Source organism: Arthrobacter terrae (assembly GCF_015708085.1).
In the GTDB taxonomy this organism is placed as follows: Bacteria; Actinomycetota; Actinomycetes; order Actinomycetales; family Micrococcaceae; genus Arthrobacter_M; species Arthrobacter_M terrae.
Genome location: NZ_JADNYM010000016.1, coordinates 1 through 23,849, shown reverse-complemented (window position 1 = coordinate 23,849; position 23,849 = coordinate 1). Strand labels below are relative to the sequence as shown.

General features: G+C 63.9%; 28 protein-coding genes and 1 pseudogene. 5 read left to right on the top strand and 24 right to left on the bottom strand.

Features of this window, described 5'->3' with window-relative positions:
• The 24 genes from fliQ to IV500_RS12910 all read right to left on the bottom strand — a co-directional run bounded on the left by fliQ (position 1) and on the right by IV500_RS12910 (position 19,550).
• A complete protein-coding gene (fliQ, locus tag IV500_RS13025; protein ID WP_196397245.1) occupies positions 1–279 on the bottom strand; it encodes a flagellar biosynthesis protein FliQ in 279 nt (92 codons plus the stop codon).
• Positions 279–1,022, bottom strand: coding sequence for a flagellar type III secretion system pore protein FliP (gene fliP / locus IV500_RS13020; RefSeq protein WP_230854939.1), 744 nt, complete (start codon positions 1,020–1,022; stop codon positions 279–281). The genes fliQ and fliP overlap by 1 nt, the downstream gene beginning before the upstream one ends.
• A gap of 215 nt (positions 1,023–1,237) precedes the next feature.
• Positions 1,238–1,738, bottom strand: a complete 501-nt coding sequence (gene fliO / locus IV500_RS13015) for a flagellar biosynthetic protein FliO (RefSeq protein WP_196397244.1) — start codon at positions 1,736–1,738, stop codon at positions 1,238–1,240.
• Complete coding sequence (gene fliN, locus IV500_RS13010) at positions 1,739–2,443, bottom strand: flagellar motor switch protein FliN (RefSeq protein ID WP_196397243.1); 705 nt, start codon at positions 2,441–2,443, stop codon at positions 1,739–1,741.
• Positions 2,440–3,387 carry a flagellar motor switch protein FliM gene (locus IV500_RS13005; protein WP_312875921.1) on the bottom strand — a complete coding sequence of 316 codons (948 nt, stop codon included), beginning with the start codon at positions 3,385–3,387 and terminating at the stop codon, positions 2,440–2,442. The genes fliN and IV500_RS13005 overlap by 4 nt, the downstream gene beginning before the upstream one ends.
• Before the next feature lie 39 nt (positions 3,388–3,426).
• Positions 3,427–4,305 carry an OmpA/MotB family protein gene (locus IV500_RS13000; RefSeq protein ID WP_196397242.1) on the bottom strand — a complete coding sequence of 293 codons (879 nt, stop codon included), beginning with the start codon at positions 4,303–4,305 and terminating at the stop codon, positions 3,427–3,429.
• A complete protein-coding gene (locus IV500_RS12995; protein WP_196397241.1) occupies positions 4,302–5,144 on the bottom strand; it encodes a motility protein A in 843 nt (280 codons plus the stop codon). The genes IV500_RS13000 and IV500_RS12995 overlap by 4 nt, the downstream gene beginning before the upstream one ends.
• A gap of 4 nt (positions 5,145–5,148) precedes the next feature.
• Positions 5,149–5,451, bottom strand: coding sequence for a flagellar FlbD family protein (locus IV500_RS12990; protein ID WP_196397240.1), 303 nt, complete (start codon positions 5,449–5,451; stop codon positions 5,149–5,151).
• Positions 5,452–5,565: 114 nt separating this feature from the next.
• Positions 5,566–6,738 carry a flagellar hook protein FlgE gene (locus IV500_RS12985; protein ID WP_196397239.1) on the bottom strand — a complete coding sequence of 391 codons (1,173 nt, stop codon included), beginning with the start codon at positions 6,736–6,738 and terminating at the stop codon, positions 5,566–5,568.
• A 98-nt stretch (positions 6,739–6,836) separates the two neighbouring features.
• Positions 6,837–7,367: a flagellar hook assembly protein FlgD gene (locus tag IV500_RS12980; RefSeq protein ID WP_196397238.1), complete on the bottom strand. Its 531-nt coding sequence runs from the start codon at positions 7,365–7,367 to the stop codon at positions 6,837–6,839.
• 17 nt (positions 7,368–7,384) lie between these two features.
• The gene (locus IV500_RS12975; RefSeq protein WP_196397237.1) at positions 7,385–9,127 is read right to left on the bottom strand and encodes a flagellar hook-length control protein FliK; all 1,743 of its coding nucleotides are present in this window, start codon (positions 9,125–9,127) and stop codon (positions 7,385–7,387) included.
• The gene (locus IV500_RS12970; RefSeq protein WP_196397236.1) at positions 9,124–9,654 is read right to left on the bottom strand and encodes a flagellar FliJ family protein; all 531 of its coding nucleotides are present in this window, start codon (positions 9,652–9,654) and stop codon (positions 9,124–9,126) included. The genes IV500_RS12975 and IV500_RS12970 overlap by 4 nt, the downstream gene beginning before the upstream one ends.
• Positions 9,654–11,000, bottom strand: a complete 1,347-nt coding sequence (locus IV500_RS12965) for a FliI/YscN family ATPase (RefSeq protein ID WP_196397235.1) — start codon at positions 10,998–11,000, stop codon at positions 9,654–9,656. Before IV500_RS12965 ends, IV500_RS12970 begins: the two co-directional genes overlap by 1 nt.
• A complete protein-coding gene (locus tag IV500_RS12960) occupies positions 10,997–11,692 on the bottom strand; it encodes a FliH/SctL family protein (RefSeq protein ID WP_196397234.1) in 696 nt (231 codons plus the stop codon). The genes IV500_RS12965 and IV500_RS12960 overlap by 4 nt, the downstream gene beginning before the upstream one ends.
• Positions 11,682–12,746: a flagellar motor switch protein FliG gene (fliG, locus tag IV500_RS12955; protein WP_230854925.1), complete on the bottom strand. Its 1,065-nt coding sequence runs from the start codon at positions 12,744–12,746 to the stop codon at positions 11,682–11,684. The genes IV500_RS12960 and fliG overlap by 11 nt, the downstream gene beginning before the upstream one ends.
• The gene (gene fliF / locus IV500_RS12950; RefSeq protein WP_196397233.1) at positions 12,743–14,338 is read right to left on the bottom strand and encodes a flagellar basal-body MS-ring/collar protein FliF; all 1,596 of its coding nucleotides are present in this window, start codon (positions 14,336–14,338) and stop codon (positions 12,743–12,745) included. Before fliF ends, fliG begins: the two co-directional genes overlap by 4 nt.
• Positions 14,338–14,643: a flagellar hook-basal body complex protein FliE gene (gene fliE, locus IV500_RS12945; protein ID WP_196397232.1), complete on the bottom strand. Its 306-nt coding sequence runs from the start codon at positions 14,641–14,643 to the stop codon at positions 14,338–14,340. Before fliE ends, fliF begins: the two co-directional genes overlap by 1 nt.
• A complete protein-coding gene (locus IV500_RS12940) occupies positions 14,643–15,035 on the bottom strand; it encodes a flagellar basal body rod protein FlgC (protein ID WP_196397314.1) in 393 nt (130 codons plus the stop codon). The genes fliE and IV500_RS12940 overlap by 1 nt, the downstream gene beginning before the upstream one ends.
• Positions 15,032–15,373, bottom strand: coding sequence for a flagellar basal body rod protein FlgB (locus tag IV500_RS12935; protein ID WP_196397231.1), 342 nt, complete (start codon positions 15,371–15,373; stop codon positions 15,032–15,034). Before IV500_RS12935 ends, IV500_RS12940 begins: the two co-directional genes overlap by 4 nt.
• A 150-nt stretch (positions 15,374–15,523) precedes the next feature.
• Complete coding sequence (locus IV500_RS12930) at positions 15,524–15,805, bottom strand: hypothetical protein (protein ID WP_196397230.1); 282 nt, start codon at positions 15,803–15,805, stop codon at positions 15,524–15,526.
• Positions 15,792–16,220, bottom strand: coding sequence for a flagellar export chaperone FliS (fliS, locus tag IV500_RS12925; RefSeq protein ID WP_196397229.1), 429 nt, complete (start codon positions 16,218–16,220; stop codon positions 15,792–15,794). The genes IV500_RS12930 and fliS overlap by 14 nt, the downstream gene beginning before the upstream one ends.
• Positions 16,221–16,225: 5 nt before the next feature.
• A complete protein-coding gene (gene fliD, locus IV500_RS12920) occupies positions 16,226–17,563 on the bottom strand; it encodes a flagellar filament capping protein FliD (RefSeq protein ID WP_196397228.1) in 1,338 nt (445 codons plus the stop codon).
• A 166-nt stretch (positions 17,564–17,729) separates the two neighbouring features.
• Positions 17,730–18,587: a flagellin N-terminal helical domain-containing protein gene (locus IV500_RS12915; protein ID WP_281064037.1), complete on the bottom strand. Its 858-nt coding sequence runs from the start codon at positions 18,585–18,587 to the stop codon at positions 17,730–17,732.
• A gap of 138 nt (positions 18,588–18,725) precedes the next feature.
• Entirely contained in the window at positions 18,726–19,550 is an 825-nt protein-coding gene (locus IV500_RS12910; protein WP_196397227.1) for a sigma-70 family RNA polymerase sigma factor, read from the bottom strand.
• Positions 19,551–19,756: 206 nt separating this feature from the next.
• Between IV500_RS12910 and IV500_RS12905 the strand changes: the two genes are divergently transcribed.
• From IV500_RS12905 to IV500_RS12885, 5 genes and pseudogenes are all read left to right on the top strand, one after another.
• Positions 19,757–20,239, top strand: coding sequence for a flagellar protein FlgN (locus IV500_RS12905; protein ID WP_196397226.1), 483 nt, complete (start codon positions 19,757–19,759; stop codon positions 20,237–20,239).
• 10 nt (positions 20,240–20,249) lie between these two features.
• Positions 20,250–21,683, top strand: coding sequence for a flagellar hook-associated protein FlgK (gene flgK, locus IV500_RS12900; protein WP_196397225.1), 1,434 nt, complete (start codon positions 20,250–20,252; stop codon positions 21,681–21,683).
• Positions 21,684–21,687: 4 nt separating this feature from the next.
• Complete coding sequence (flgL, locus tag IV500_RS12895; protein WP_196397224.1) at positions 21,688–22,602, top strand: flagellar hook-associated protein FlgL; 915 nt, start codon at positions 21,688–21,690, stop codon at positions 22,600–22,602.
• Positions 22,599–22,985 carry a flagellar assembly protein FliW gene (gene fliW, locus IV500_RS12890; protein ID WP_196397223.1) on the top strand — a complete coding sequence of 129 codons (387 nt, stop codon included), beginning with the start codon at positions 22,599–22,601 and terminating at the stop codon, positions 22,983–22,985. The genes flgL and fliW overlap by 4 nt, the downstream gene beginning before the upstream one ends.
• Before the next feature lie 355 nt (positions 22,986–23,340).
• Positions 23,341–23,849, top strand: a pseudogene (locus IV500_RS12885) (hypothetical protein); the annotation flags it as partial.

Genomic DNA, 23,849 nt, shown 5'->3' with positions numbered 1-23,849 from the left:
TTAGCCGCCGCCGTTGAGCAGGCCGGGGATCCGCGCAAACATTTCATGTGTGAAGGTCACCGTTTCGCTGATCATCCAATGCCCGGCGACCAGCAGCACCAGGGCCACCGCCACCGCTTTGGGCACGAAGGACAGCGTGACTTCCTGTATCTGCGTGATGGACTGCAGCAGCGAAATCAACAAACCCACGGCCAGTGCCGTCAACAAAACGGGTGCGGCCAGCTTGGCCGCCAACAAAAGCGCCTGCGCTCCGATGTCCATAACTGCACTGGTATCCATCAGCCGCCCCGGTAACTTTGGATCAGGGCGGTAATAACCAGGCCCCAGCCGTCCACCAGGATGAACAGCAGAATTTTGAACGGTAGTGAGACCATCACCGGCGGCAGCATCATCATACCCATCGACATCAGGGCCGAGGAGACCACAATGTCGATGATCAGGAAGGGAATGAAAATGACGAATCCGATGATGAAAGCAGCCCGCAGTTCGGAAATCATAAAGGACGGAATCAGCGTAGTCATCGGGACATCGGCGGCGCTGGCGGGGTTATCCATTCCCGCCGCCCGCGTCATAAGCGCGATGTCCTCCTGCCGTGTGTGCGCCAGCATGAAGGTCTGCAGCGGCTTGGACGCCGCCTCAATCGCCGCACCAAAATCGAGATTGCCATTCAGATACGGCTGGACCGCCAGATTATTCACGTCCGTCAGCACCGGCATCATGATGAAAAAGGACAGGAACAACGCCAGTCCGGCCAGCACCTGATTTGGTGGAATGTTCGGCAGGGCCAGGGCGTTCCTGGTCATTGCCAGCACCACGAAAATCTTCGTGAAGGAGGTCATCATCAGCAGCAGCGCCGGCGCCACCGACAACAGTGTGATGCCGATCAGCGTGACAACGGCGGACGACGGCGTGCCGTCCGGCCCGTTGATCTGGACCGTCACGCCGCCGTCGGGTGAGGAAGGGCTGGCCGGGTCAGTCGGATCAGCCGGAGCGGTGGGATCGGTCGGATCCCCGGGCGCCAGCGGAAGGTGCGCCTGCGGAGCCTGCGCGGCCTGAAGGTGCGCGGCCGGAAGGTGGACGGTCTGAGCGCTTATCTGCAGGGTCTGCACGGATTGAGTCTGCAGCTGCGGTGCGGCCTGGGCGCTGGCGGAGCCAACCAGCAACAGTGCCGCGGCGGCCAGCAGCGCCAGTACCAGCAGCACCACACGCCTGCCCACCCGTGCTGTGACGATGGCCGTCACCCGGTCAGTCCTTTCCGGACCGCGGCTGCGGCCTGCCGCCAGGTGGCAGCGGCGAGGATTGAACCGCCCAGGGCGCCCGCCGCCGGCACGTTACGGCTGGCCCTGCGCGAGGGGAAAGTCCCGGCGCAACCGTTCAGATCTGCGGTGGTCAGATCCGCAGTGACCAGATCTGCAGTGGTCAGGAATGGATCGGCTGTTTTGGCCTGCTGGAGGGAATGCTCAAACGCCGCTGCAGCCACTTCCTCTGCGGGTACTTCCAACTCATGGAGCACATTGACCGAATGCTCGGTCACACCGAGCAAAAACCGCTGGCCGCCTGTTTCGATGACCACTACCGAGGCCTTCTGGCCCAGACCCTTACGGGCAACAACCTTCAGCGGATCGGCAGCCCCGCGGACGCCTGCGCCGCGGCTGACGCGCCGCTGCACCAACCACAGAACGGCTATCACCGCACCAAGGGAAAGCACCACCCGCAAAGCGAGGATCAGTGTGTCCATCTAATTTGCCGCTTCAACCACGTCGAGGATTTTCGTAATTCGGATGGCATAGTCCTGGTCGACGACGACGACCTCGCCCTTGGCGATCAGGCGGCCGTTGAGCAGCACATCAGCAGGAGCGCCGGCGGACCGGTCCAGTTCAATGACGCGGCCCGGTTCCAGCGCGAGCACGTCGCGGACGGACATGCGGGTGCGGCCGATCTCGACGGTCAGCGTCATCTCGACATTGTTGATCCGCCCGAGTTTACCCAGCACCGATTCATCCGTGGCCCGGGCACCGGATCCCGACAGCGCGTGTTCGCGGATGCGAATGGCAAACCAGCCCGCCGCACCGGCGCCGCCGAGCTCAAATACAACAGTTTCCTGGTCCGCAAAGAGGGCAGAGGCATCCTCGGTCCTGGACTCGCCCAGCACGCCGGCACCCAAGACGGACGTAGCGCGCTCGAAAGCGGGGCGGAGCACATCCTGGAGCGAGACAAGCCCGGGAGCGGCGCCGCCCGCGCCCGCCATGGACGCTCCGTCCGTGAGCACCAGGGCGACATCGGCCGACAGCGCGCCGACAAATGAGGCCATCACCGCCTCGGCTGCCGAAACTCCGGCAGGAAGGCCGCCGGGGTGCACCGCAGCGGTCAAGGGCGTCATGGTGGGCAGTAGCTCCGCCAGGGCAGCGGCGGCGGTGGTGTGCAGGGTCTGATTCGCGCTCATCGCGGGTTCTCCTCAGTAGTTACGATGACGCCGGCCAGGCGGGATCCTTTTGAGCCCAGCGCCGCGTGGGCCAGCGGCAGCCCGTCGACGGCAACATCAACCGGACGGTCCTTCGGATGCGGCAGCTCAATGAGATCTCCGACGGCGAGATTCAAGATGGTGCTGGGACGGACCGTCGTTGGCGTCAATTGCAGTGAAACATCCACGGGCACATGAACCAGCTGCTCCAGGATCCGTTCCCGGCTGTGCTCGGGCGAATCCACCGGATTCGCCGCGCCGAGGTGCGGGAGCAGGATTTCTGCGGGGATGGCCACGGTGGCCGGGGCCGTGACACCGGCCACCGTGATTTTAAAAGCCGAAACGATCATCAGGTCCAAAGGACCAGCGGCCTGGGCGAACTGTGCGTTGTACTGAATGCCGGCCAGGCTGATCGGAACGCTGAGCAGCGAATCCAGTGAATAGCGGAGGTTTTCCAGGGCATCGTCCATCAGAGCCATGACCAGCGCCTGCTCAATCTGGGTGAATTTCCGGTGCGGAAGCCGCTGGCCCCCATCGCCGCCAAGCATCTGCACCACCAGACCCAGACCGGCCGCAGTCGGAAACTGGATCACGGCCTGCGCGGAGTTGCCTTCCAGCGCACACAGCACCATCGCCGTCGTCGACGGCAAAGACGCCGCATACTCGTCGTAGGTCTGCATGATGACCGTGGTTGATGCGATCAGCGATTTCACCCTGACCCGGGCGCTCAGGTGCGTACCCCATTGCCGGGCAAACGTTTCCATCGCCAGCTCCAGGACGCGGCTGTGCTCGCGCGTTAACGTCGTCGGACGCCCGAAGTCGAAAATTTCGACGTTTTTAACCGGCCGTACGGCTATACCGCCGGCAGTGCCGCCGGCTGCAGCACCTGCTGACAGACCAAGGATTCCTTCTTGCACAACGCTCACTTCTGCCACTATCGGCCGAAATCTGCGCCCCGTTAGCAGTTACTGTCCGGCAGATTTCAGTAATTGCGGAATCAGCGAGCGGACGCTATCGGGTTGGTCGGAAAGCACCACAATATCCACCCGCCGGTTCTTCGCCAGATCGTCTGCAGCGGTGGTGGTGCCCACCGGTCTTGCAGCCCCAAAACTGACGGCCGCCATGCGCTGCTGGGCTATCTTGTTCACGTCAATAAAGTGGCGGACCACATTGGTGGCCCGCGCGGCGGAGATTTCCCAATACTGCGGATTCGGGATCGACTCCGGCACCAGCGCCGCGTTTCCCTCCACCGAGACATCCAGTGAAACCTCCCCCAAAACCGGCGCAATCGCGTCCAGGACAGCAGTCGTTGGGGCTGTCAGCCGGGCATCGTCGGGCATGAAGAAAGTCTCGGAACTAACCAACCGGACGGTGAGACCGCGTTCGTCGATTTTGAACTTCACGGCAGCAGTCATGCCAATCGCTGAAAGGTTGGCCGCCATCTTGTCCCGGAGGGCTGTCAGCCGCGCGACTTCCTTCTCCGCCAGCTCCGTTTGGGTGGCTTCTGCCGGGGCGGCTTCTGCCGGGGCGGACGCTGCCGGTACGGCGCTGGGCTGCACGATGGCCGGACCGGCAAAGCCCTCGGCTTCCGAATTTACTTGGTCCGGCGGGACGACGACGCCGGTGGCCGTATCGACCTTGGTGGTCTGCTCCACGCCAAAGCCCGTGGCGAGTGAATTCTTCAGCCGCTCGAACTTGTTCGCGTCCACCGTGGACATGGCGTAGAGCACGATGAACATGCACATCAGCACGGTGACCATGTCCATGTAAGAGGCCATCCAGCGTTCATCGGCGTGCTGTTCAGCCGGCTTGCCGAAATTCCGCCGGCGCGGACGTGCACTCACGCCGCTTCCTTTTCCTTGCTCTTGGAGCCCTTGGAACCTTTGGAGCCCTTGGAACCGTCGGCGTCCTTACTCTTGGAACCCGGGGCCTTGAGATCGTGGGAAGGGACCATAGCCTTTAGCCGTTCCCGCAGCACCAGGGGCTGGCTTCCGGCCTGGACTGCCAGCACGCCCTCCATCAGCAGCATCATCCGCTCCACCTCCAGCTCCGAAACCCGCCCCATCCGGCTGCCGATCGGAAGCCAGATGAAGTTCGCCGACAGCAGGCCCCAGAGTGTTGCCACAAAAGCGCTGGCGATCATGGGGCCCAATTTGTCCGGGCTGCTGAGGTTCTCCAGGACGTGGGTCAGTGAAACGACCGTGCCGATGATCCCTACAGTCGGTGCGTAACCGCCGAGACTATTGAAGAATTTGGCGGCCCCATGATCGGTTTTGATTTTGGTCGCCACCTCGTCCTCGAGCATCATCCGCAGCTCGTCGCCGTCGGTGCCGTCCGCAATGCTCTGCAGCGCGCCACGCAGGAACGGATCGGTTACCTTGGCCGCTTCCTGCTCCAGGGCGAGCAGACCTTCGCTTCGGGCCGTTTCCGCGAGTTTCACCACCTGGTCGATGCTTTGCTGCGGCGGCGTGGTCTTGCCCTTAATGGCTACCGGCAGCGCCTTCCACGCCTGGATCACATCTTTGAGCGTGGAACCCGCCAGGCCGACGGCCAACGTTCCGCCGAAGACCAAAATCATCGGCGGCGGCAGCAGCAGGGACTGGATATGGGCACCTTCGAGGGTGACCATGCCGAAGAGCGCGCCGAAGGCCAGGGCCAGGCCAATGAGTGTTGACGGATCCATGACGCTACCTTGCCGGGGGCAGCGGAACGGAGTTGCCAGGACGATCGCTGCCGGGATCGGAGGGCGGAACAATGCTGAGGGTGCGGCCGCCGTGCTGCGCGGTCACAGGGTGTGTGTCACGGGCCAGCCCGATGACGTATGCACGGTACTGGGCAATGAGCTCGATGACTTCGGACATCGACTCGGTGACGATGTACTTGGCGCCGTCGGCCATCACCAAGGTGGTGTCCGGATTGGCATGAATACGCTCAATGAGGTCGGGATTGATCGCGAACTCGCGGTTATCCAGCCGGGTCACTACGATCATTAATTCATCCTCGCCTCATAGGCCCTGTGGACCGTTCAGGCCCATTGGACCGTCGCAAGGTACTCTCGGCCGTCCCCGGCGTTTTGTTAGCTGCCGGGGACGGCTTTTAGCGCATTAGCGCTTCAGGTTGGTCAGTTCCTGGAGCACTTCATCCGAAGTGGTGATGATGCGGGCGTTGGCCTGGAACCCGCGCTGGGCCACAATCAGATTGGTGAACTCCTGCGAAAGGTCCACATTGGACATCTCCAACACGCCGCTGGCGAGCGTCCCCATCCCCGCTGACCCAGCGGTCCCGGTGGTCGCCGCACCGGAGTTGGAGGTAACCGAGTAGGAGGAATTTCCGGCCTTTTCCAGACCTCCCGGGTTGGTGAAGGTGGCAAGCGCCACCTGGCCAACGGACTGGGTTATGCCGTTGCTGAACGATCCCACGATCGTGCCGTCCTGGCTCACGGAATATGACTTAAGCGTTCCCGCGGCCCTGCCGTCGTCGGCCTTTGCGGTGACGGTGCTCAAACCGGCGAATCCGGTGACAGTGGACAGGTCCACAGTCACCCCCGCCGCGGTCATGGTGGTATTGGCGGGCAGATTTCCCTGCGCGTCGAAGGTCAGAGTCGTTGCCGGCGAGCCGGGGGCCGACACCGTCCAGCTGTTCCCCGTCGCGGTTGAGTGGGTGAAGGTCATGGCGATGTTACTGACATTCCCGAGGGCGTCGTAGACCTGAATATCGCGCGTCAACGGCGAACCGGCTCCGTCCGCGGGCAAGTTCCCGCCCGCCGTCGCTTTGCCGGTGGCTGCTGCCGGCACGGTTGTTCCCGCAGACAGCACAATGTCACTGACCGGGGCTCCCGTGCCGACGGTACCGTCCGGCGACGCCATCCAGCCCTGCAGAATGCCGCCGTCGGGGGTCACCAGCCTGCCCTGCGCATCAGGATTCATCGCGCCGGCACGCGTGTACAAGGTATCGCCACCATGTTTGGTGATGAAGAATCCGTCCCCGGAGATCATCATGTCCGTGGACTTGCCGGTGGCCTGCGTGGAACCCTGGGCAAAATTCGTGGCGATCCCGGCGACCTGCACACCGAGCCCGACCTGCGCGGCGTTGGTTCCGCCCGCTGTGGCCTGCGGCGATGAGGCGCTCTTGGTCACCTGCGAAAGCGTGTCCTGGAACTGCACCGAGGACGATTTGAAGCCCTGAGTGTTGACATTGGCGATGTTATTGCCGGTGACGTCCAGCATGGTCTGGTGAGCACGGAGTCCGGAGATACCGGAGTACAGGGAACGAAGCACGGTGTTTTCCTTTCGGGAGGGGTGGGCGGTGCTGAAGATTTAGGGAATTAGGTGTGGGAGGATCCGGATCCTTGGATCCGGTGAGCAGGCTTTCGCGGTTACGTTGTCGGCACCGGCGTATTTGGTGCTGCTGTTGCCGGCGTCGGCACCGGAGTCGGCCCCGGTGTTTTAGGCACCGCTGCGGTGACGCCGGAGACGACATCCAGCGCAAGAGTTTTTCCGTCCACGGTGATCTGTGGAACAGGGCCGGCATAGGACACCGAGCTGGCGAGACCGGTCACAGTCTCACCGTCTTTACCCGCGTAGCTGACTTGCTGCCCCACGAGGGCCGCTGCAGCCATGCGCATCTGAAGGGAAAAATTCTCGTTGCTGGTGGTATCCAACGCCGTGAGTCTTTCCATCATGGCCAGCTGCGTTGTCTGGCCGATCATTTGGTTCGTATCCATCGGCGAGCTTGGATCCTGATTCTGCAGCTGGGCCACCAGCAGGGACATGAACATGGAGCCATCCATCACCTGTTTGGGTGCCGCACCCGACGGAGCTGAGTACAAATTGCTGGCGCTGCCCGCTTCTGCCGGTGACACCGCTGCAGGGGTTGCCGTTGCTGCCGATACAGGGTCAATAGCCATAAGTAGTGCTCCTCTTCTCAGGTGATGACATCAAGGGTGGATCCTGCTCTGGAACGCCGTACCGCGAATCCCGGCTCGGGTCCGGCCGCTGGTAAGTGTCCGTTGCCGCGGGCGTTCTGACGGAACGGCGCCGGACCGCCGCGGTCCTGCGCGTCCCTGGACTCGGGTTGATTCCCGGATGCCAGGTCCAGACTGGCGTTCATCCCGGATGCAGCCAGATCGCGCTTGAGCTCCGGCATGGCGGCCCTTAGCGCATCGCGCCCGGCGTCGTTAGGAGCGTAAAGCTCGATCCTGACGTGGTCCGAGGAGATATGTGCCCGGACCGTCACGGGTCCCAGCGAATCCGGCGCCACACGGACCGTCATGACGTGTTCGCCGGGTCTTGCCGTGGCCAATTCGGCTAACGGACCAGAGATCTGACCGGCCAGCGGTGCGGCGGACGCCTGTGCGACGGCGGCGGACGGGGCGGGCGTCGTTCCGGCCAGCGGTGCGGCGGCTGCCAGTGGGTGCGCAATCACAGAAGTGCTGCCGGGCGCCGCTGCTGCGGCGACCGGTGCCGCTGCCGGTGCCGATGGGGCAGCGACCGGCGTAATTGCGCCGGCAGCAACAGATGCCGTCGGGAGAGCAGCGCCCCATCGGTCCGTCGCTGCCGCCGCTGCGGGAACTGCCGCGGTGATCGTCGCTGCCGCGGTGATCGTCGCTGCCGCGGGAGCTGCCTCGGTGGTCGTCGCCGTGGCGGCAGATGCCGCGATGGGCAACGGTGCGATGGTCGTTGGCGCCGCAGCAGGATTTTGCGCGTCGGCCAGGACCGGCGAAACCAAAGTTCCAACAGCGGCCGGAACCCCGTTGTCGGGCTGAGCAGCCGTTGTCGACGACGTACCGGCATTCGAGGTCATTGCGTCCAACGGATGGGTGCCCGACGCCGGCACCTCCGACGTCTGCGCGCCCGAGGTCTGCGCGCCCGAGGTCTGCGTGCCCGACGGCTGAGTACCCGACGGCGGGACGGCATGGCCGAGCTTGGGGATTGGCCTCCCGGACGGTGCGACGGCCCCGGAGGCTGCTGCCGGTGCCGGTGCCGTTGCCGTTGCTGTTGCTGTTGCTGTTGCTGTTGCTGGCGTTGTCGCTGCTGCCGGTGTTGCCGCTGCTGCCGGTGCTGCCGGTGTTGCTGCTGAAGCAGGCGTTGCTGCTGGTGCAGGCGAAGCGACTGCGGCGGACATGGCAGGAACGTCGGCAGTTCCGAGCGACGCGACCTGGCCCGTAGCAGCGCAGACCGTTGGGCCGGGCACTGCAGTAGCTCCCACTGCGCCGTCAGTATCTGTCGTTGCGCTATCAAGCGCTGGTTTGCGCGCTTCGCTACCGGCCACAGCTGTACCAGCCACTGCAGAACCCGCCAGCGCAGAACCGGCCAATGCAGAACCCGCCACTGCAGAACCGGCCAGCGTAGTGTCGGGGAACGGGAACGTTGTGGGTGGCCCGGCAGGATTGGCGGCAGCGAAACTGTCTGCGGCGACACTCGTTGCGGCGACGCTGGTTGCTGGTACATCACGCTCGCCGGCCTGGGCGGTCTTGGCCGTGCCGGTCCCCTTTTCCGCGGTTCGGTCCGGTCCGCCCAGCACACTTTGCAGGACCGAGCCAAAGGACGCCTCGCCCTGCCTTCCGGCACCGGGACCACGCTGGCCTGCAGCCGACCCGCCGGCAATGGCCGCGCCCGTACGGAAAGCCTGTGCCGTCGTCGTCGGCAGTCCCAGTGACGTACTCATCGTTTCCCCGCATTCTCAGCAGAGCCCGTGCCAACCGACCCGGCCGGTGCGGGCCTGGCGTGAGCCGACGCGCCCTTTACGGCAGCAACAGGCTCGGACGTGTCCTGGTTCCGGTTGCGGTGCCACGATGTGACAGCAATTTCGTCCAGCACGGTCTGCTCGGCGTGCAGCAGTTCCGCAGCCATGCGCTCGTCGTGTTTTGCGGCCAGCTTTTCCAGCCGGACCGACGCCGCCCGTGCTTCGTTGAACACCGCCTGGGCCTGGTCCTGGTCCGCCTGAGTCTCCAGGGATGCAGCTTCCAGCTCGGACAACATGCTGCGGGAGGAGGAGCGTGCGGCGGCTACGGCACTGAGCGCGGCGGCAGTGGCCACCTCACTGGAGGTTTCCTGCAGGTCCCGCCGGGCAGCACTCTGCCGCGCTCCATTGGCCGAGGCACGGGCGTTGGCACCCGCCAGGTCGGCCGCAGCGGCGTCCTGGCGCAGATGCTGCAGGCGCAGCAGACCGGCGAGCGGAAAAATACGGGACATTATTGGCCTCCGAGAGTGTGGGCAAGCCGGTTCAGCTGATTCCATGCATCGGCCCCGGAGGTCTGGTCGTCCATCCGCTGCTGCAGGAACGCATTGATCGCCGCTTCGTTATCCACCGCGGAGTCGACCAGCGGGTTGGTCCCGCGCTGGTAAGCGCCGACGTCGAGCAGGTCCTGCACGCCCTTGCGCGCAGCCAGCACCCTCCGCAGGTAGGTCGCTGTGCGGCCCTCCTCGGTGGAGATCACTTTGGAGGCGACCCGCGAAATGGAGCCGAGCACATCGATTGACGGAAAGTGCCCGGCAACAGCAAGTTTGCGGTCCAGGACCACGTGCCCGTCCAGGATGGACCGTGCGGCGTCTGCAATGGGCTCGTTGTGGTCGTCTCCGTCTACCAGCACGGTGTACACGCCGGTCACCGAGCCACGCTCAGCGGTCCCGGCGCGTTCCAGCAGCTGTGCCAGGACCGAAAAGGTCGACGGCGGGTACCCCCGGGTGGCGGGCGGCTCACCGACGGACAAACCGATTTCACGCTGCGCCATGGCGACCCGGGTCAGTGAATCCATCATCAGGACCACATCCGCCCCGCGGTCCCGGAACGATTCCGCAATCCGCGTTGCGGTGAAGGCGGCACGCATCCGCATCAAGGCCGGTTCATCCGAGGTGGAAACCACCACAATGGACCGTGCCAGTCCTTCGGCGCCCAGATCATCCTCGAGGAACTCCCGTACCTCACGCCCGCGCTCCCCCACCAAGGCAATCACGGACACTTCCGCGTCCGTGCCGCGGGCAATCATGGACAGCAGCGAGGACTTCCCCACGCCGGAGCCGGCAAACAAACCCATCCGCTGGCCCTTGCCGACGGTCAGGAGGGTATCCATGACCCGCACCCCCAGCTGCAATCGCTCGGAAATCCGGCTGCGGTGCATGGCGGAGGGAGTGTCGTGATCCACGGGCACGCGACCATCCACCACCAGCGGGCCTTTGCCATCGATGGGGCGGCCAAGCCCGTCCAGGACACGGCCAAACAGCCCTGCTCCGGTGGGCACCAGCAGCGGTGTTCCCTTGCTGCGGGCGGGCGAGCCGGCCCCGATACCGGTCATCCGGCCCAGCGGCATGCACCGGATGCCGGTCCGCGTAGTTGCCACCACTTCGGCATCCACGCGCGGGTTCTCCCCGATAGTGACCAGGTCCCCGATAGAGGCGTTCAGGCCCGCCAGTTCGACGCCGAGGCCGACGACGGAGGAGACCGACCCGACCCGCTCGGGGCGCGCAGCGCTCAGGGCAGCCTCAAACCGCCGGGCATGCGGGCGCCAGGTGGTGGTGCTCGTGGGTTCCGGCAGCGTCATTGCGGGTCCTCCACTAGGGCGTCCTTCGCCCGGGCCAGGGCAGCAACAATCCGGGCGTCCAGGTAACCGTGCTCAAATTCCGCTATGGCATCACCGCGGGCCAGCGCGGCGTCCGGGACAAAGCGGATACCAGTCTGCACAAGCGTGGTTTCATTGAGCTCATTGAGATCTGCGGGGTTCATCCGCACCGCGTACGTCCCGGCGGTGGCCTGTAGTGCCAGCGCACGGGTCAGTGCAGACTTCGCCGCAGTGGGGCCATTGGCCAGCTCGTGTCCCAAGATGGCCTCAGCCAGTTCAACCGCACCGGCCAGCAGCACATCCTGGGCCTCGGTGATCACCGGTGCAACCACGGCGTTGAGCGCCGTTAGAGCGGTCGCCAGCAAACCAACGGCGTGCTCCAGCTCCGCCTGCCGTTGCACCATGGCCGCGGCATGCTCAGCTTCCATCTCGGCGCGGCGGATCTGAGCCTCGGCAGCGGCGGCCCGCATCCCAAAGGTGTAACCGATGGAGTGTCCGCGGATGTAGCCCGGAGAGCCGGGACTGTCGGGCGCATCCGAGTCCACAGCCGCGAAGCTTATCGGCTTGAAGGCGCTGCCGGCTGCCGAGGATGGGACCAGGTTGCCGGAGCGATCCGTACGGGCGGAAGCAACGCCGGAATCAAGAGCGAATTTGGTACCGGTGTTAGTAAACAAGGTCATCCTCCTCGCTGCGGCGCACGGTAATGGTTCCCGCCGCTTCCAGCTCGCGGATGGACCGCACAATGTCCGCGCGGGCCTGCTCAACGTGCGAGGCCCGCACAGGACCGGCAGCACTGCTTTCTGACTGCAGGATTTCGAGGTTACGTTCGGTGATATTCGAGTGCACCACCTCGATGAGCTCGGGATCGGCACCCTTCAGGGCCAGGGCCAGGATCCCGGCGTCGATGCCGCGCAGCACCTGCTGGACATCCTTACGGTCAAGTTTCACGATGTCCGGGAAGGTCAGCATCCGCGAGCGGATTTCCTCCGCCAGCACCGGATCACGTTCCTCCAGTCCGTCCATCAGGGCTTTCTCAGTGCTGACGTCGGCGCGGTTGAGGATCTCCACCAACGACTCAACTCCGCCAATAACCTCCGCCGTTTCGCGCAGCGATACAACGGAGTTAGCCCGGGCACGCAGCGTTTCGGCCACAATGCTGACCGCTTCGGGCGTCGGGGTCCCCATCGAGGCAAAAGCCTGCGCCACTTCTGCGCCCAGCGGCTCACCCAATCCGGCGAGGACGGCAGAACCTTTCTGCGCTCCAATGTGCCCCAGTATCAGCGCAATGGTCTGCGGCAGCTCCCCATCCACCAGGATCAGGATCTGCCGCGGATCAGCATCGGCCATGAACTCAAACGACGTTCCCGCCATATTGTGTTCCAGCCGGCCCATGACGCTCGCTGCCCGCTCTGATCCGAAAGACGCCTCCAACAGTTCGCGGGCAAAGTCGCGGCCACCGCGCGTGTTCGACGTGGTGTGGAAGGTCATCTCATGGAACTCGCTGATCACCTGTCCCGCCACGGCCGGATCCACGCGTTGCATGGATACGATCTCCGCCGCGACTTCCTCGGCCTCTGCCTCGGTGAACTGCTTCATCACGCGGGCCGCATTTTCCGGGCCCAGCTGCATCAGGATGATTGCGGCCTTCTGCATCCCGGTCAGCGTCATGTCGGTGCTGGTCATAGCGGTGCTGGTCATGTCACTGCTGGTCATGGCGGTGCCGATCATACCGGGGTCCTGTCATCCATCATGCTGCGCAGGTAACCGGCGGTCTTCTCCGGTTCGTGGGTGGCCAGAGAATCGATCCGGGCGCGTTTCCCGTCCAGGTCGTCAGGCCCGGTGTCGGGCAACCGCGGGATTTCCCGCACCGCCAGCGGAGCCACCGGCGCTGGCGGCAGCGCCATGGACGTAGTGGCCGGGTCCAGCAATGCCATTGGATCCAGCCGTTCGCCCAGATCAATGGGCTGCCGGCTCTGGCGCCGGTTCTTCATCGCGTAGAGCAGCAGGGCCAGGGCGATCAGGAGCAGAATGCTGGCCACAATGATGATGGTTTTCCAGGTCTCTGCCGTGCGCTGGGCATCCGCTTCAACTTTGGCAGCGTCCAGTGCGGCCTTGGCGTCAGCCGCACCGGCAGTGTTGAAGGGCAGCGCGGCCACCGTCACCACGTCCCCACGGGCAACATTGATCCCCGCCGCAGAGGAAACAAGGTCACGCAGCGTGGACATATCCAGTCCATCGGCGGTCGCCTTGTTCACCGCCACGGACACCGTCTGCCGGGTCACCGCTCCGGCCGGGATGGTGGTGGTCTCGGTCGTTTTATTAATCGCGTTGTTCTTCGTCGTCTTATCGGAAGTGAAGGTGCCCTTGCTGCCGTCGGCCGGGGCCGTGCTGTCCGCTCCCAGCACGCCCGCGGCGCCGGCTCCGGAGCCGGTGGAGGACTCGGCGGTCTTTGATTCGTTCAAGGCCGGCGCGTTCTCCGGTTGAGTAAAGGATTCCTGCACCTTTTGCCCCGACTGCTGGCTCATATCCGCAGCTACGGCCACGGTGGCATTGCCGGGTCCGGCCACGCGGTCCAGCATGGTCTGCACGGCAGCGCTGATCCGTTTTTCATAATCGGTGCCCTGCTTGTCCGCTCCCCCGACTGCCCCGGTTCCCACCGCGGAAAGCACAGTCCCGGACGAATCAATGACCGCCACGTTCAGCGGCTTGAGTCCGTCTATGGAGGCGGACGTCAGGTGCACGATTGCCTGCACCTGATCCGAATTCAGCGCCGCGCCCTTGGCCGTTTCGATGAAGACCGAGGCCGTCGGGTCCTGCTTTTCGGAGGCAAACACGGTGTCCTTGGGGATGGCGAGTTTCACCGACGCGGTTTTCACACCGTCCATGGCGGAAATCGTGGACGCAAGCTCGCCCTCCATGGCACGCTGATACGTCACGGTCTGCTGGAATTCCGAGGACGTGACGCCCATATTGTCCAGCAGCGAATAACCCGCCGTCTTGTTCGCCGGCAGTCCCGCGGCGGCCGCCTTGAGCCGCTCGTCGTAAACCTTCTCCTGCGGCACCATAATCGTGGCGCCGCCGTTCGTCAGCTCATATGGCACGCCGTCGGTGCGCAGCTGGTCCACAATGGTGTTCGCGTCCGCGGCAGCGAGTCCGGAAAATAGCGGGGTAAGCGTGGGCTTGGTCAGCCAGGACGTCAGGGCAATGCCGCCGAGCACCAGCGCGGCAATACCAATAATGGCGATGGTCCGCTGGGCCACGCTGAATCCGCCGACCGTGCGCCCCAAACGGGCGAAGAATGCGGAGAGTTGTACCGGCATCAGGCTTGCATCCGCATGATCTCGTTGAACGCGTCCACGCCCTTATTACGGACCGCAGCCACCAGTTCAAGCGTCACCTGGGCCCGCGTCGCGGCGAGCGTCGCGGTGTGGATATCGTCCAAATTGCCCGTCACGGCCTTAACCGCCAAATCGTTGGAGGTGGACTGCAGTTGCTGCAGGCCGTTGACCGCGCCGGTAAGCGTCGACGCAAAGCCTGCGCCGTCGTCGGACACGGTTGGCTGCACGGACGGCAGATAGCCGGTCGCCGTGACTCCCTGGACCGACGGGATTGCGGGAATGACCATCAGGAGCGTCCGATCTGCAGTGCTGCTTCGTAAGTAGTTTTAGCGCGGTCCACCACGGCGGCATTGGCCTGGTAGCCGCGCTGCGCCATGATCAACTTGCCCATCTCGAGCCCCAGATCGATGTCCGGGTAGCGGACATAGCCGTCCTTGTCCGCCAGCGGATTGTCCGGCTCGTGGACCAACCGCCCGGCAGCGTCGCCGTAGGCGGTCCCGGCAACAAAGACGCCGGAGTTCCCAGGCCCCTCCTGCGCCTGCACGTAGCGCGCCTGAAACGCGGAGCCGTCCGTGCTTTTGGCGGTATTGACGTTGGCCAGGTTGTCCGCCACGGCATCGAGCCATTTGCGGTGCACCGTCAGTGCGGAGCCGGCAATGCTGATCGCGTCCGTCATCAGTTGGTCCGCATCGCGGTGCGCACGCCGGTAAATTGAGCGTTGGAGGCTTGAGCTGCGAACTGGTAGCGCAGCACCGTCTGAATGTTCGCGAGCGTCTCGGTATCCAGATTGACGTTGTTCCCGTTCAGCTGCGTCGCATCCAGCGATCGGGTCGTCGTGGCCGTCGCGTGCCCATCCTGTGCCTGCACCGAGGAACTCAGCGCGGCTTCAAAGGCAACTTTTTTGGCATGGTAATTAGGCGTATTGACGTTGGCAATATTGTCGGCGATGGTGCGCTGCCGCATGGCCAAACCGTTCAGTGCACTATCAAGCGCCACCGTAGTCACGGAATCGAACAACTTTTACCCGCTTCGTTAAAAAGGGACAAGCTGGCCGATCCGTGGCCATTTCAGTGAGCGATCCGTGCTCTTCTCTAGCTATCGGCATCCGTGCGGGATTGGTAAGGAGAATTGTCAGAAGTTTATTTGTTGGGTTTATTGGCAGGCTTACTAGCCGGTCACATCCAGGAAAACCGGACGCCCCGCACCGGCGGATTCGGGTACCGATTGGATGGCCGTCAGGTGCTGCATGGTCTGCCGCTGCTGCACTTCGAGATGCTCGACGGCGGCATGCTGGTCCGCGAGCAGTCGGCGTGCCCGCTCCATCAGTTCCACGGGAATCGGCCCGGCATCGGCCGGCGGATGCCAGGGAACGTCGGAGCCAGTGAGCTGTTCTTCCAGCCGGTCCAGAATGCGGTCCCACTCAGCAGCCTGTGCCTCAGCCGATGCCAAGGTTTCCGCCCGATGACGGTGCCGCGGCCATTTGCACGGGCAGTGACGCAGCCGCCTCATGCCAGGATTGCCGCAGCGGTTCCAGCACCGTAATGCAGTCCCGCGTTTTCGCCGCATCCCTGCGGATGTTGGCTTCAATCATCGTGTTGGACGCGAACGTATAGAGTGCGACCAGCTGGTCAGCACCATCCCAAGCCTCCGTATTCAGTGAAGCGGATAACTCCGCAATAATGGCCTGCGCATGGACAAGGTTCTCCGATGCGGCCGCCCAATTTTGTTCCTGCTGGGCAACCTCGGCCCGGCCCAGATCAAGCAGCAGCCGGTCATAGAGCATGGTCAGCAAGCGCGCCGGCGGTGCGGACAGGACCGCCTCCCGGTTGTATTTGGCCATCTGCTGTGCGTAGGCAGTGCTCATGGTACTCAGGCTCCCGTGCTCGATGACGATAGGCCGGACAGCTGTGCGGTCAGCCAGGACTGCTGTGACTTCATTTTCCCCAAAGCAACCTCGAGGGCTGCATACGTTGACTGCAACCCGGCCTGCCTGCTCGCCAGCCTAAGGTCCCAACTGCTGATCTGATCACTAAGGTCTCTGATGGCACTCTGCTGGCCCGTGATCTGGGAGGTTACGGTACCGCTGTATTTATCGGAGGCTGTAGCGGCGGCCGTACTTACCCGGGAGGCAATTTCAGCGAGGGCGGCTTTAGTCCCGGTGGGATCCTTCGCCAAAGCGGCTGTCAGTTTGTCCGCGTCAAAGAGCAGGTTTCCGTCGCGGGTAATGCCAACGCCGTATTCTGATGGCGAGTGACCATTCACCGGCATCGATGCCGCGGAGAGGATGGACTGGTTGACGCCCCTGACGGTGCTGTCCCCGGTGAAGGGTCCCGTCGCGGTGACCGTCTTACCGCTGGCATCCGTGCTGGTACTAACGGCACTGCGGGCGGCAATCAGGGAAAAGATCCCATTCAGGGCGGTAACCAGATCCGAGGCCATCTTGGCCGCCTGCTTGTCATCGCGTGCCACGGTAACCGTGGCCGGGCCCAGGGAACCGGAAGCCAGCGTCACGGCGACGCCCGGAAGCAGCTCCGGAAAAGTGTTGGTGGACGACATAACGGCTTGGGCGGCGGCGGTGCCCGCCCAGAGAGTCACCTGCGCGTCTTGGGCGGTTTTGATCTCTGTCACAGCGGCGGTGGTGCCGGAAATGCTGAACTGGCCGGCGGCACCGGGCGAAGCTGCAGTGAGCTGGAGGCGGTACTGGGGGTTACCGCCCGAGTCTGTCCCGCTAGCCACTTTCATCGCGGTGACACCTGCCGGTGCGGCATTGATCGCTTTGACCACGTCATCCAAGGAGTTGGAGGGCACTGCGATGGTGGTCGCCGTGCCGTCCTTGGCCGTAAGGGTGAGCCCGCTGTCCGGCCATACGGTCAAGGCGTCCGTTACGCTGACTTGGGTTTGCGAGAGTCGATCGACCACAAAATCGATTTGCCCCGCGGAGGCCCCAGCTGTGGACACAGCCGTCACCTTGTCGGAGCTGCTCGTCGCCGCATAGACATCGAAGGCGGCGGGCTTCGCGGCCGTCTTAGCGAGATCGGCCAGCGCAGCAATTTTAGTGTTTAGCGCCTGCAACGACGACGCCATGACCTGGGTGTCGGAGACCTTGTTCTTCAGGAGGGTCTGCGGAATGGCCTCTACCTTCATCAGCGAGGCAATAAGCGTGGTGGTGTCCAGACCACTCGACAAGCCATCGAGAGTGATTCCCATGCGCGTAACTCCTGATACGTCTCTAACTGCGGGAGCGGCCTACCTGCGGCCGATGAACGGGTGAGCAGCACTCGTCCATCGGCCGCAGGAGCCGCGGTCAATTCTGTTCCTATTACCCGTACCCTGTTACCGGAAGAAGCCGCCCACAGGGTCTGGTTCACCAGGTTTAGCGCAGGAGCTGCAGTACGCCCTGGTTGGACTGGTTGGCCTGCGCGAGCATGGCGGTTCCGGCCTGGGACAGGATGTTGTTGCGCGTGTACTTGACCATTTCCTCTGCCATGTCTGTGTCGCGGATGCGGGATCCCGCGGCGGAGAGGTTTTCCTTGGAGACTGCCAGGTTCTTGATGACGCTCTCGAACCGGTTCTGGTTCGCACCGAGGGAGGCGCGTGCGGTCGAGACGTCGGTAATGTGGCCGTCCAGAGCAGCTATGGTGGTGAGGGCAGTTCCCGCCGAGCTGAAGCCGGTGGCGGCCAGAGTGGTGACGGCGGCTCCAATGGCGGCTACGTCTGTGAAGTCAACCGAGATCTGGTCCGCGGGTGTGCTGCCGGCGCCGACCTGAAAAGTAAGCGTCTTCTGACCGTCAGTGCTGCCGTCAGCGACTTTGCCGTCAAGCAGTTTGGTGCCGTTGAAGTTCGTCGACGCGCTGATCCGGGTTAGCTCGGCGCCCAGCGCCGTTACCTCGGTGGAGATCGCGGCACGTGAATCCACACTGTTCGAGTCGTTGCCGGCCTGAACGGCCAGGTCACGGACACGCTGCAGGATGGACTGCACCTCGTTAAGGGAGCCTTCAGCGGTCTGGATGACGCTGATGCCGTCCTGGGCGTTGCGGGCCGCGACGGTCATGCCGCCCACCTGTGACTTCAGGCCCTCGGAGATGGCCAGGCCGGCAGCATCATCACCGGCACGGTTGATGCGCAGGCCGCTGGAAAGCTTCTCCAGCGACTTGGACAGGTCGTTCTGCGTGTTGGCGAGATTGCGGTAGCTGTTGTTTGCCGCGATGTTGGTGTTGATCTGCATACCCATGGTGTATTCCTCCGTGATTGGGTCAAATTCACCAGGCCATCCATGGCCTGGTAACCCCAACTATCGGCGGAACCTTTAGCGCCGTTAGCAACTGGAGAAAAATCTTTGCGTCCCCCCCTGCACTACCGGACAAAACTGCTAAGACACGGCGGTGCTCATCGCCGGCGCCGGATGATGATGCGCCCCGCGGGTGATTCCGCCAAAGGTATGGCCACCCATGGTGGTCAGGTAGGCGTTGCGGCGCTGCGGCGCGATCCGGGACAGCGGAACGTAAGTGTCGGCGTCGTCGTGCCCGTAATGCGTGCTCATCCCGTCACCGAGCAGCCGGATCGCCTCGGCGCGCTGCTGAGACACTGCGGAATGCGTGGAGCCAAGTTCCGCGGCAAGGTCCTTGACGCTGCGGTCCTCAAAATATATTTGCTCCACCACGTAGCGCATCTTTTCCGGCAGGCTGCCGACGGCGGCGCGAAGGTACTGCAGCCGCTCTGCGTCCAGCAGCTCACCCTCCGGGGAAGCATTTTCCGCGACCAGGAACTCGGCCGTGACCTCGTCAATGGTGGAGACGGTGCGGGCTGCATCGGCCAGCGCCGCGTCGGCTTCATCCCGGGTCACCCCCATGGAAGCGGCAATTTCGTCCACCGATGGCGTACGGCCCAGCGCGGCGGTGAGAGTCTCGCGGATGGCGAGGGTCTCCTTGATCCGGCGGCGCACCGAGCGCGGTGCCCAGTCGCCGGAACGCATTTCGTCGGCGAACGCGCCGACGATCCGCCGGCGGGCAAAGGCACCAAAAGGGACACCAAAGTCAGGGTTGTACGCCTCTGCCGACGTAATCAGGGCGATTGCCCCCACAGAGGCAAGGTCATCCCGGGAAAGATGGGTGGCCTTGGCACATAGTTCAGAGACGAGATAGCCCACTAGGGGCAGGTTCTCGACAACCAGCTCATTGCGTTTAATACGATTCATTTGTAGGTTCCCCCAGGAGCCATAAAATACCGTGAGTACAGGAAGCTCCCGAAGAGACCAAAACCATAAGCTGAGACGTGCTCGGGCGCGCTAGGTGAAACCTATCATCTCCGCGGACTAACATTGAACCATTCCGTGCCGATAGTACATATCAATCCAGACGCGAGTGCGTTGTCTGTCGGAATCTTGAAGAGGAGCTGATCACGTTGGGCGCCCAGGAACTGTCCTCGTTGCTGTGGAAAGAACGGGAGCTTCTGGAGCTTTTGACGTTCAAACTCGAGGAGGAACAGCTGATCCTGACCTCCGGGAATACCCGCTGGCTCCAGCATGCAACACGGGAAGTGGAGCAGGTGGTTGATCGTTTGCGCACTGCCGGACTTGGCCGCACCGTAGAGGCTGCCGCGCTGGCCAAGGAGTGGGGCCTCGACGCGGAGGCCAGCTTGCGTGACATTGCAGCTAAGGCGCCGGCCGGTCCGTGGGAAGAAATTTTTGCCGGCCATCTAAAAGCTTTGGGTGAACTGACCGTACGCATCCGCGAGCTCCGCGACGCCAATGACCAATTCCTGCGCGCCGCCGCCCGCTCCACCCAGGAAACAGTGGCCGGGCTGGCCCCGGACGCCGGCACTTACGACTCCCGCGGCGGCACCGGGCTGGACGCCGGCGCCAGACTCTTTGATAAGGACCTGTGAGGATTTCGCCATGAGCACCTTCGGAACATTGAATGCGGCGCTTTCCGGCGTGAACGCGGCCCAGCAGGGCCTGAGCGTGACCGGCCAGAACATTGCCAACGCGAACACCGCCGGGTATACCCGCCAACGCGTGACCACCTCCGCAGTCGGAGAAACGGCGAACGTTGGCCTCTTCTCCAACGGAGCCCGCGCGGGCCAGGGCGTTTCCGTGGACGGCGTGGCCCGCTTGGGAGACACTTTCCTGGATGCGCAGGTCCGCTCCACGAGTGCGTCGGCCGGCTACACCGCCATCCGCAGCAATGTCCTCACCGCCATGGAGGATTCCACCCACGAACCCGGCGCCAACGGAATTTCGGCCAAGCTGCAGACCTTCTGGGCCGGCTGGGGCGCCATGTCCAACAAGCCCGGCGAATCCGGCCCCGCTGCCACGCTGCTGGCTGCCGCCAATGATCTGACCGGCCAGATTGCCGGGGGTTACCGCGATCTGGAGGCCCAGTGGTCCAAGACCCGGGCACAGGTGGACGGCATGACCACGGATCTGAACAACGCCGCCTCCCAGGTTGCGGACCTGAACCTGCGCATTCGGTCAACTGTGGCCGCCGGCGGCTCGGCGAACGAAATGATGGACCAGCGAAGCCAGCTCACCGCCACCATCGCTTCCCTGGCCGGCGGCTCCGTCCGGGACACCGGTGACGGCATGGTGGATGTGCTGGTGGGCGGGAACGCGATTGTGACCGGCGGGACGGCCCGTGGCGTGCAGGTTACCAAGGTCTATGCGATGGATGCCTCCAGTAACGGCGGCAATCCGGTCCGGCTGGAATGGAACGACCGGACGGGAGCTGCGGTACCGCTCGACGGCGGCGAGATTGCCGGCGCGCTGTCCGTGCTGGCCCCGGCAGGAACCGGATCGGCCGGAACCGGTGGCGTGATTGCCGAGGCGGCCAAGTCCTACAACGCTTTTGCGACAGACCTTGCGAAACAGGTCAACGCCGCCCACCAAGCGGGCTACACCACCGGCGGGGAGGCCGGCAAAGCCTTTTTTGCCGTGGACCCGACGCAGCCAGCCAAGGGGCTCGCCGTCGTCGTCACTAATGTTTCTGAGCTGGCCACGGGCGCTAAAGACGGCGGTGCCCTCAGCGGCGCCAACGCCGATATGCTCTCCCAGCTGGGTGCCCGCAAAGATTCCCCGGATTCCGGCTGGTCCAACTTCGTGACCCGGCTGGGCGCCGCATCGCGCACCGCGCAGCAGCAGGGCAACCTCGCTGCCGCCTCAGCTGTCAACGCGGGGCAGCTGCAGGCCTCGTCCTCCTCGGTGAGCCTGAATGAGGAAAACCTCAATCTGCTCACGTACCAGCACGCCTACCAGGCAGCCGCGCGAGTGATGACAGCCGTGGATGAGATGCTGGACGTATTGATCAATAGAACCGGACTCGTGGGAAGATAGCACCATGCTTAGCCGTGTCACAAACCAGACCATGATGGCCTCCGCACAGCGGAACCTTCAGGCCAGTAACTCCGAGCTGGCCAGACTCCAGGACCGCGCCCAGACTCTCAAGGCGATTGGGCGCCCCTCGGACGATCCCAGCGCCACGGCCCGGGCCCTGCAGATCCGCGCGCAGCAAACGGCCGCGGATCAATACGAACGCAATATCGATGACGGCGCCGGCTGGCTATCAACCATCGACACCGCGATGGGCAATGTCAGCGGCATCATGAACAGGGTCCGGGACCTGACGGTTCAGGGCTCCAACGGGTCCCTGAACCAAGGGGGCCGGGATGCGCTCGCCGCCGAAATTGACGGCCTAAAGACGGACCTGTTGAGCCAAGCCAACACCAAGTACCTGGGACGGAACGTCTTCGCCGGGAACTCCGACGCAGCATCACCATTCCCGGTGACAGCACCGGTGCCGCCAGCGACCCTGCCGGCCCTTGGCGCCGTCGAACGTCGTATTGGCACGGATACCACCGTGCGCGTGGACGCGGAAGGTGCCGACATTTTCGGTACCGGCACCGATCCCGCCGCTGCGGACAAGCTCTCCGTCTTCGAGTTGCTGGGAACCATCATCAAAGACCTCAAGACCCCTGGAGTCGACGTCAGCAAGCACCTATCGACGCTGGACACGCGCATGACATCCATGATCACGGACCGCACGGTGATCGGCACGCGGCAGGCGCAACTGGACCGTGCCAAGGATGCCAACACCTCTCTTCAGGGCACGCTGGAAGCCAGCCGTGCCGGCGTCGAGGACCTGGATCTAGGGAAGGCCATCCTGGACCTGCAGCTGCAGTCGACCAACTACCAGGCCGCCCTCGCGGTAACCGCCAAGGTACTGCCGATGTCACTGATGGACTTCCTCCGATGACCGCAACGCTCGTCTTCATCGCGCCACCACCAGGGCTGGAGCCGCTGGTGGATTTTGCCCTGGACGCCGTGGCCGACGCCGACGGACTGTACACGATGCAGTCCATCGGCGGCACACAACGACGGCTCTACGTCCTGGATGCCGCTGTCTATTTGCCCGATTACGCCCCCCTGCTTTCCGACGAGCAATGCACCGCGCTCGGTTTGGAAACGCCGGAGCAGGCGCAGGTTCTGGTTGTGGCGAATTTTGCACAGGGAACCACCACTGTGAATTTGATGGCTCCCATCATCGTCAACACCACAACGTACCGCTGTGCGCAGGTGATTCTTGACGGTCAGGGTTGGCCGCTGCGCGGAGACCTTGCAGAGCTCACCTCGTCCTAGCGTGGCTACCGGCCCGCGGCCCGCTCCGGAGCATTGCTCACTGGGCGGGCGTTTTGGTCATGCCTAACGGGTATTGCATGATCGCCGTCGACGCACTTGTGATCTGTGACCGCGTCCGCGTCCGCGTCCCCGTGAAGGACATTCCGGCACCGGCGTAGCCTGGCGAAGTTCCCCTTGGGAAGATTCTTTAAATACTTTTCCACAGGGGCCGTTTTTGGGGTCTTTTTGTCCTGTTGATGTCAGTGCCTCTTCGTAGCCTTGAAGTAGTTGGAGATCGGGAGGATTTCCAGGTTTTCTTGCCAGGTTTTCTTTCGGTGCAGGTTGCCGGTTCGGGTGTTGAGGGGTGGTGGGTGGTGTGGAGATTGATCGGGAGAATCTGGCGCGGGTGCTGGCTGCGGTCACGGCGAAGTATCCGCATCGGCTCGAGCGCGCGGGCCTAAGCTCCGGCCCTGCCCCTGGCACTGGTCCCGGGACCGGCTCTGCCACCGGCCCCGTCCCTGCCGCAGATACTGTTCCCGGAACCGGCCCCGGTCCTGTTCCCGTCCCTGGTCCTGCCGTAGTTCCCGGGACCGGCCGGCCCGACGACGGCGCCGCCGGTACCGGCGGGTCCGATGACGGCGGTGCCGCCGGCCCGGGTGTTCCCGCTGGGCCACCGGTTCCGGAGGTACCCGTTGATGGTCCGGTTCGGGAGGCTCTGTTTGTGGTGGAGCCGTCGGCGGGGATCGTGGGACGGTTGAAGCAGGTGAACGTGTTGTTGGCGGAGGTTTTGGGGACGGATCCGCAGGCTGTGTCGCAGGAGGCGTGGCTGTCGATTATTGGTGCGGCTGAGAGTACGCGGCGTCGGTTGGATGCGGTGTATCTGCA

What these genes read in the sequence shown, in the direction of transcription:
- IV500_RS12970 (WP_196397236.1), bottom strand. Translation starts at nt 9,654, where the DNA reads ATGTCCCGTATTTTTCCGCTCGCCGGTCTGCTGCGCCTGCAGCATCTG.
- fliF (WP_196397233.1), bottom strand. Translation starts at nt 14,338, where the DNA reads ATGCCGGTACAACTCTCCGCATTCTTCGCCCGTTTGGGGCGCACGGTC.
- fliG (WP_230854925.1), bottom strand. Translation starts at nt 12,746, where the DNA reads ATGATCGGCACCGCCATGACCAGCAGTGACATGACCAGCACCGCTATG.
- IV500_RS12915 (WP_281064037.1), bottom strand. Translation starts at nt 18,587, where the DNA reads ATGGGTATGCAGATCAACACCAACATCGCGGCAAACAACAGCTACCGC.
- fliS (WP_196397229.1), bottom strand. Translation starts at nt 16,220, where the DNA reads ATGAGCACTGCCTACGCACAGCAGATGGCCAAATACAACCGGGAGGCG.
- IV500_RS12980 (WP_196397238.1), bottom strand. Translation starts at nt 7,367, where the DNA reads ATGGCTATTGACCCTGTATCGGCAGCAACGGCAACCCCTGCAGCGGTG.
- fliD (WP_196397228.1), bottom strand. Translation starts at nt 17,563, where the DNA reads ATGGGAATCACTCTCGATGGCTTGTCGAGTGGTCTGGACACCACCACG.
- IV500_RS12995 (WP_196397241.1), bottom strand. Translation starts at nt 5,144, where the DNA reads ATGGATCCGTCAACACTCATTGGCCTGGCCCTGGCCTTCGGCGCGCTC.
- fliO (WP_196397244.1), bottom strand. Translation starts at nt 1,738, where the DNA reads ATGGACACACTGATCCTCGCTTTGCGGGTGGTGCTTTCCCTTGGTGCG.
- fliW (WP_196397223.1), top strand. Translation starts at nt 22,599, where the DNA reads ATGACCGCAACGCTCGTCTTCATCGCGCCACCACCAGGGCTGGAGCCG.
- flgL (WP_196397224.1), top strand. Translation starts at nt 21,688, where the DNA reads ATGCTTAGCCGTGTCACAAACCAGACCATGATGGCCTCCGCACAGCGG.
- IV500_RS12910 (WP_196397227.1), bottom strand. Translation starts at nt 19,550, where the DNA reads ATGAATCGTATTAAACGCAATGAGCTGGTTGTCGAGAACCTGCCCCTA.
- flgK (WP_196397225.1), top strand. Translation starts at nt 20,250, where the DNA reads ATGAGCACCTTCGGAACATTGAATGCGGCGCTTTCCGGCGTGAACGCG.
- fliQ (WP_196397245.1), bottom strand. Translation starts at nt 279, where the DNA reads ATGGATACCAGTGCAGTTATGGACATCGGAGCGCAGGCGCTTTTGTTG.
- IV500_RS12965 (WP_196397235.1), bottom strand. Translation starts at nt 11,000, where the DNA reads ATGACGCTGCCGGAACCCACGAGCACCACCACCTGGCGCCCGCATGCC.
- fliN (WP_196397243.1), bottom strand. Translation starts at nt 2,443, where the DNA reads ATGAGCGCGAATCAGACCCTGCACACCACCGCCGCCGCTGCCCTGGCG.
- IV500_RS12975 (WP_196397237.1), bottom strand. Translation starts at nt 9,127, where the DNA reads ATGAGTACGTCACTGGGACTGCCGACGACGACGGCACAGGCTTTCCGT.
- IV500_RS12990 (WP_196397240.1), bottom strand. Translation starts at nt 5,451, where the DNA reads ATGATCGTAGTGACCCGGCTGGATAACCGCGAGTTCGCGATCAATCCC.
- fliE (WP_196397232.1), bottom strand. Translation starts at nt 14,643, where the DNA reads ATGGTCATTCCCGCAATCCCGTCGGTCCAGGGAGTCACGGCGACCGGC.